Origin of the sequence: Nocardiopsis protaetiae (assembly GCF_045446735.1) — a bacterium.
Classification (GTDB): domain Bacteria; phylum Actinomycetota; class Actinomycetes; order Streptosporangiales; family Streptosporangiaceae; genus Nocardiopsis; species Nocardiopsis protaetiae.
Window position 1 is genome coordinate 1 of record NZ_JBJJBV010000358.1, and the last position, 5,972, is coordinate 5,972.

Annotated in this window: 6 protein-coding genes; 1 reads left to right on the top strand and 5 read right to left on the bottom strand. The window is 73.0% G+C overall.

The annotated features are described in order from the left end of the window. Positions 1-383, bottom strand: a 383-nt coding sequence (locus ACJOT3_RS31775) for a helix-turn-helix domain-containing protein (RefSeq protein ID WP_406976827.1), incomplete at its 3' end; no start/stop codon positions are given. Positions 384-700: 317 nt separating this feature from the next. Here ACJOT3_RS31775 and ACJOT3_RS31780 point away from each other — a divergent pair. Then, on the top strand, positions 701-1,072 hold the full coding sequence (locus ACJOT3_RS31780; RefSeq protein ID WP_406976828.1) for a hypothetical protein: 372 nt from the start codon (positions 701-703) through the stop codon (positions 1,070-1,072). 62 nt (positions 1,073-1,134) lie between these two features. Here the strand turns inward: ACJOT3_RS31780 and ACJOT3_RS31785 are convergent, their stop codons facing one another. The 4 genes from ACJOT3_RS31785 to ACJOT3_RS31800 form a co-directional block, all read right to left on the bottom strand. Further along, a complete protein-coding gene (locus ACJOT3_RS31785; RefSeq protein WP_406976829.1) occupies positions 1,135-2,274 on the bottom strand; it encodes an LLM class flavin-dependent oxidoreductase in 1,140 nt (379 codons plus the stop codon). A 629-nt stretch (positions 2,275-2,903) separates the two neighbouring features. Further along, entirely contained in the window at positions 2,904-3,863 is a 960-nt protein-coding gene (locus ACJOT3_RS31790; protein ID WP_406976830.1) for an LLM class flavin-dependent oxidoreductase, read from the bottom strand. Beyond that, complete coding sequence (locus ACJOT3_RS31795) at positions 3,860-4,798, bottom strand: ABC transporter substrate-binding protein (protein WP_406976831.1); 939 nt, start codon at positions 4,796-4,798, stop codon at positions 3,860-3,862. The genes ACJOT3_RS31790 and ACJOT3_RS31795 overlap by 4 nt, the downstream gene beginning before the upstream one ends. Before the next feature lie 29 nt (positions 4,799-4,827). Continuing rightward, positions 4,828-5,916, bottom strand: a complete 1,089-nt coding sequence (locus ACJOT3_RS31800) for an ABC transporter substrate-binding protein (RefSeq protein WP_406976832.1) — start codon at positions 5,914-5,916, stop codon at positions 4,828-4,830. Positions 5,917-5,972 lie beyond the last annotated feature (56 nt).

The window sequence follows — 5,972 nt, forward strand, 5'->3', positions numbered from 1 at the left end:
ATACGTTGCAGTAGTCGCCACACCCCGGAGGGGTCGGCGTAGGCGACGTGGAAGCGTTCGTTGATGAGGTGGTTGACCCGGTCCAGGGTCCAGGACTGGTCGGGCCATCCGTGCTCGGTGGGGCTGGAGTCGAGCAGGGCGGCCAGGGCCCGCTCCTGCTCGCCGTTCAGGAAGGGTTCGGCGCCGCGGGGCCGGGCGGCCAGCGCGGCGGGGCCCTCGTTCTTCCAGGCGGTGTGCCACGTGTGGACGGCTTGTCTGCTCACGCCGAGCAGGCGGGCGATCGCGGCTTGGGACAGCTCGCCCTGGTCGAACAGCTCCGCGGCGACCAGGCGTCGTTTCTCGTACTCGGCAGGAGTGCGGGGAGAGGAGAGGGGAAGCTCCATGGCCAGGGTTTTCCCAGCTCGCTCGGCTGTCAACCCACACATCAAAGATCAGTAGACCGGGGAGACGGGCTTTGCAGGTTTTCCACAGGTGCTTCCTCCAGCGCTTGCACCGCTCTGGATCGCCGCAGGTTTCCCAAGACACCCCCGCGTTTCCGCAGCTCGGCACGAGTTTCCCGAGATAACATGAAGTTTCTGCGAGTTTCCCTCACATGCCTTGAGGCGACTCGGAAAACCCCCCATTTCGGACTGCTGTTTCCGATCGCGCTGGCAACCACATAATCCTTCCCCGTGCACGCCCGGGGCCTCATGCTTTTTTCATGGTGAACGAAAGCAGCGACATTCTGCACCGCCTCCTCTACCCCTCCCCCGAGGAGCTGATGGAGGAGGCCAAAGAAATGGTCCACGAGAACGCACCCCGCCGGTTCGCCGTCGTGGTGTTCGACCACGACGGGAGCGACGCCGCCATCATGGCCTGGGGCTTCCAGTACTCCACGCGGGACTTCCGCCTCCAGGGCACCGAGCAGCGCTTCCGGAGCCACTTCTGTTCGATGAGGTCGGTCCTGCGGGCCTGCGAGGGCGGTGTGGACGGGTACCCGATCGAGGTGATGTGGGTGGACGAGCCGTATCCGCCGCAGGTGTACTCCGACGACGAAGACGACGACTCGGCCGACGAACGCGAGACGGCATGAGCGGCAGACGCGTCGAGGGCCCGTCCGGGAGGAATCCGGACGGGCCCTCGGTGCGTGCAGCGTCAGACCAGAACCGACTTTCGCGCGCCGGTGACCAGGGGCAGCACCTCCGCACCCACCCGCTGCGCCTCCTCCAGGTGGGGCACCCCGGCCAGGATGAACGCGTCCACGCCCAGCGCGATCAGCTCGTCAATACGTTCGGCGACCTGGGCGTAACTGCCCACCAGGCCGAAGGCCGGGCCGCCGCGCAGCAGGCTGAAACCGCCCCAGACGTTCGGCTCCACCTCCAGATCGCGGTACCCCGACACCGGCCCGTCGATGAACGACAGGCTCCGCGCCGCCCCCACCGAATCCCCCGTCCGCCACTCGGCGAGCACCGCCGGGTCGGCCGACTCGAACCCGGTGCGCACCACGTCCCACGCCGCCTTTTCGGTCCGGCGCGCGACCACGTCCACCCGGACCGCGAAGCGGGGCGTGCGCCCCAGCGCGGCGCTGTGTTCGCGCACCGCCGCGAACTTCTGCGCCAGGGCCGCCGTGGGCTCCATCCAGGACAGGTAGTAGTCGGCGTGGCGCCCGGCGGCATCGATGGCGGCGGCGGAGGAACCGGAGAAGTAGACCTCCGGCAGGTCCTGGGCCGCCAGCGCCTCCGGCAGCGCGCCGTCCTTCACCTGGTAGAACCGGCCGTCGAAGGTGTACGGCCGCTCCTTCCACACGCCCTTGTGGACGTGCAGGAACTCCGAGGTCCGCGCGTACCGGTCGTCGTGGGCGACCTCGTCGCCCCACCACAGCTGGGCGGGTCCGCCGCCGCCGGTGATGACGTTGTAGACCACGCGCCCGTTCGTGGCCCGCTGGAGGCTGGCCGCCATGCGGGCCGCGTGCACCGGGTTCAGGAACCCCGGTTGGAACGCGATCATGAACCGGAAGCCCCGGGTCTCGCGCGCCAGCAGCCCGGCGGTGGCCCACGGGTCGTCGGTGAACGGGAAGGACGGCATCAGCCCGCCGTAGAACCCCGCCGCCTCGGCGGAACGCGCCACGTCCGCCATGTGCTCGATGTAGGCGTAGCCGTCCGGGGCGCCGCCGCGCAGGGCCGGGGAGATCCGGCCGGGCCCGTCGGGTTCCCAGTCGCCGCGGGTGGCGGCGCGTTCGGTGAGGGACCGCTGGTCCCCGTGCATGCCGATGCGCCAGTAGAAGTCAACGGACACGGTCGGGCTCCCTTCTGTTCGTGCGTCGGACGTGCGGCAGGACCCGCATGGTGTCGGGCCGCCGAGGGATGGCACGCCGCACACGCACCACCCGCAGTCGGGGGTCGGCGGGCCGCCGGTTCCCGCCGGAGCGGACCGGCCGGAACCCGGCACCCGCCCGCAGCCGCACCACCCCCGTGCGGGCGGGTCCGGTGGGACCGATGGGGCCCGGGTGACCCGCCTTACCGTCCGGAGTCGGGGTATCGACGGCAAGGGCCGACCCTCCCACGGAGGCGGGAGCGGGCCAAGGGTGAACAGCCCGGCCTTCCGAAACCGGGGCATCACCTGGCCACCGCGTACCCGCTACCCCGCCAGCCCCAGCCGAGGCGAGGCCGACACGGGTGGCCCCATCGCGTGGAGTCGAGGTGTCGGCGGGCAGGTGCGGCTCTGTCCAGGTGGCGGACTCGGAACGGTGGGCACGGGTGGCGTCGGCATGGAGCGGCCCGGCATCAACCGGCAGAGGAGGCGGGCCGGGGGTGTCGGCCGGGCGGTCGTCCCAGACGACGCCGGTACGAACCCCCGGGAAGTCCGTGGACACCGGTGCCCCGGCACGGGCCGGGCGGGCGGCGTCGGGCCGCAGGACGGGAATGTCAGCGGGCATCGGCGGCCTCCCTCCGCTCCAGATCGGCGAGGGCGGGGAGCACGTGCTCCCCCAGGCGGTAGGCCTCGGCCAGGGCCGGGCGGGCCTCGACGATGAACGTGGTCACGCCGCGGCGGCGTAGGGCGTCGAACTCTTCCGCCAGCTCGGCGGGGGTTCCCACCAGGCCCTCCGGGATCGCGTGGCCCAGGGCGGCGAAGCCGTCCCAGCGGCCACTCACCTCCTCCGGCGGGCCGTCGTCCTGACCGACGTGGCGCACGGACACCGACAGCTCCACACCCAGCCGGATCTCACGGCCCGGCGCCCGGCGGTCCAGCTCGGCGCGGACCGCCTCCACGTCATCCCCCAGCCGCAGCAGGTGGACGTCCGCGTGGACCGCCGACAGGTCCAGCTCCCCCGGTGTGCTCCCCGACAGGTACACCGTCGGGAACGGCCGCCCCGCCAGCGGGTGCCCGAAACCACCCTCCAGCACCCGGTAGAAGTCCCCCTCGAAGGTGTACGGCTTCTCGTGCCACACCCCCCGGGCCGCGGTGAGGAACTCGTCCGCCCGGCGCAGCGCGTCCGCGCCGGTGACCGGGTCGCCCTGGGCGGCTCGCGCGGCCGGGTCACCCCCCACCGTCACCTTCCATCCCAACCGCCCCTCGGTGAACCGCTGCACCGTGGCCGACAGCTTGGCCGCGTACACCGGCGTCGCGAACGACGGCGCGAACTCCGCGATCACCCGCAGGTGCCGGCTCGCCCGCAGGGCCCCCGTGGCGACCGTCCAGGGCTCCTCGCCGTCCGGATCGTCCGGGGCCAGCACCCCGCCGAGCCCCGCGATCTCGGCCGCCCGCCAGGTCTGGAACGCCTCCTCCAGCGGCCCGTACAGCCCGCCGCGCACGTCCGTGGCCACCGGCCCGAGCCCGCGCGTGGGCGCGGCCCCCGTGGGCAGCCGCAGGATCACCTCGGTCATCGGACTTCCCCCGGGACCGGCGGGACCAGGGCGTTGACCTTCTCCGACACGGCCTCGGCCACGGTGGGCCGGGTGGGCAGCAGCCCGCCGCCGTGCAGCAGGTTCGCCGCGTGCTGCTGCTCGGCCACGAACTCCTCCGTCACCGGGTGCAGCCCGAACGGCCGGGTGCGCAGCGCGTGCTCCCAGGCGTCCAGGTCGGTGTCCGGGTTGCCGCGCTCGCGGGCGTCGGCCACGAAGATCTCCGCCGCCTCGCGCGGGTTCTCCCGGATCCAGGTATCGGACTCCTGGAGCGCGTTGACGATGGCCGCCAGCTCGTCGGTCCGCTCCTCGGCGAAGTCCCGCCGGGTGAACCACAGCGACCGGTGGCTGAACAGCCCGTCGGTGGCGACCAGGTCGCGGGTCTCCACCTGGGCCTCCACCGCCTTCAGCCCCGGGTAGGCGCCGACCCAGGCGTCGATCTCCCCCGCGAGGAACTGTTGTCCGGCGTTGACGCCGGTGTCGACCGGGACGATGTCCTTCCAGGTCAGCCCCGCGCGTTCGAGGGCGAACAGCAGCAGGGTGGTCTGCCAGGACCCGTGGGCGATGCCGACCTTGCGCCCCTGGAGGTCGTTGAGGCTGCGGATGTCGGAGTCGGCCTTGACGAGCAGCCGCCCGTTCTCCACCCGGGGCCCGGAGATCGCCACGTAGACGACGTCCAGCCCGTGCCCCTGGGCGGTGATGGGCGGGGTGAAGCCGGTGCCGATGAAGTCGTAGCCGCCGTCGAAGAGGTGGTCGGCGTGGACGGTGGGCAGCCCGTCGGTGGGCTCGGGCCGCACGCCCTGGGGCAGGTCGCGCAGGTCCACCCACTCCACATCGGGCAGGGCCTTCTCCAGGATGCCGCGGTGGCGCAGGACGAACAGCGAGTTGTTGTGCGGGAAGTACCCGACCTTGGTCATGGCGGTGCTCCTTGAAGGGTGTGGGTGGCTCAGCCGGTGGGGTTCTCGGGCAGGACGGGGTGTTCGCGGGCCAGGACGCGGTACGCCTCGGCCAGCGGCTCGTGGGCGGCCCAGGCGTGCACGTCGACCGGCGCGGCCAGGAAGCCGTGGTCGTGCAGGAACCGCTGCTGGCGGTCGAGCAGTTCCAGGCGCTCGGCCGACAGGTCCGGGGCCAGGCCGGTGTGGAACCCGTCGGCGTAGGCGCGGTCCACGCCCGCCGCCCCCGAGCGGGTCTCGGCGGCCAGGACGGCGCGCACCTCGTCGGGGCGGGTGGCGGCCCAGTCGGCGGCGCGCAGGGTCTGGACGAGGAACGCGGTGACCAGCTCGGGGTTCTCCGCCAGCGTCTGCTCGTGCACGGTGATGGGCCGCGGGGTGCCGTTGTTGACGCGCGAACGCCGGTCGGGGGCGGCGTCCAGGTCGACGGCGACGACCGCGCCGATGGCGGCGCCCTCCTCGGCGGTGCGGGCGCCCTTGACGTAGACGGCGTCGACCTCGCCCGCCGCCAGGGCGGACAGGCCGGGCCAGTTACCGACCCGGGAGTCCGCGCCGACGGTGGGCTCGAACACGGCCGACACCTCGACCTGCCGGACGTCGTCGAGGGTGAGCCCGGCCAGGGCGAGGGCACCGGTGAGGCCGTGCAAGGCCATGGCCCGGGGGAAGCTCCGCCCGGGGGTGGCGGCGTGGCCGGGGACGGCGACCCGCCGCCCGGCCAGGTCGGCGGGCCCGGTGATGCCGGTGTCGGGGCGGGTGAGGATCGCCTGCCCCTCGTCGATCCAGGTGAGGCCGATGAGGCGGGTGGGGGCGCCCTCGGACTTGGCGGCCAGGGCGGGGACGTTGCCGCCCTCGCGGAAGAGCCCGCGCAGGCGGTGGTCGAAGTGGTGGGCGGCGATCTCGGGCGGGGCGTCCTGGAGGACGCCGACGGTCAGCCCGTGGGAGTTGAACGCGGAGGTGAGCCAGCCGAGGTTGAGGGCCACGCCGCTGGCGGTGGGGACGGGGCAGCGGGTGTACCAGATGCGGTCCACACCGGGCGGCGGGGTGACGCCGGTGACCGCGGAGGCGTCGGTGACGGAGGTGGTCATGGATGCTCCTGAGCGGTGAGGGACGGACAGTGGGCGGCCGCCTTCGTGGGGCGGCC

Coding starts and splice junctions, on each gene's coding strand:
- ACJOT3_RS31795 (WP_406976831.1), bottom strand. CDS start 4,798: ATGACCAAGGTCGGGTACTTCCCGCACAACAACTCGCTGTTCGTCCTG.
- ACJOT3_RS31790 (WP_406976830.1), bottom strand. CDS start 3,863: ATGACCGAGGTGATCCTGCGGCTGCCCACGGGGGCCGCGCCCACGCGC.
- ACJOT3_RS31800 (WP_406976832.1), bottom strand. CDS start 5,916: ATGACCACCTCCGTCACCGACGCCTCCGCGGTCACCGGCGTCACCCCG.
- ACJOT3_RS31780 (WP_406976828.1), top strand. CDS start 701: ATGGTGAACGAAAGCAGCGACATTCTGCACCGCCTCCTCTACCCCTCC.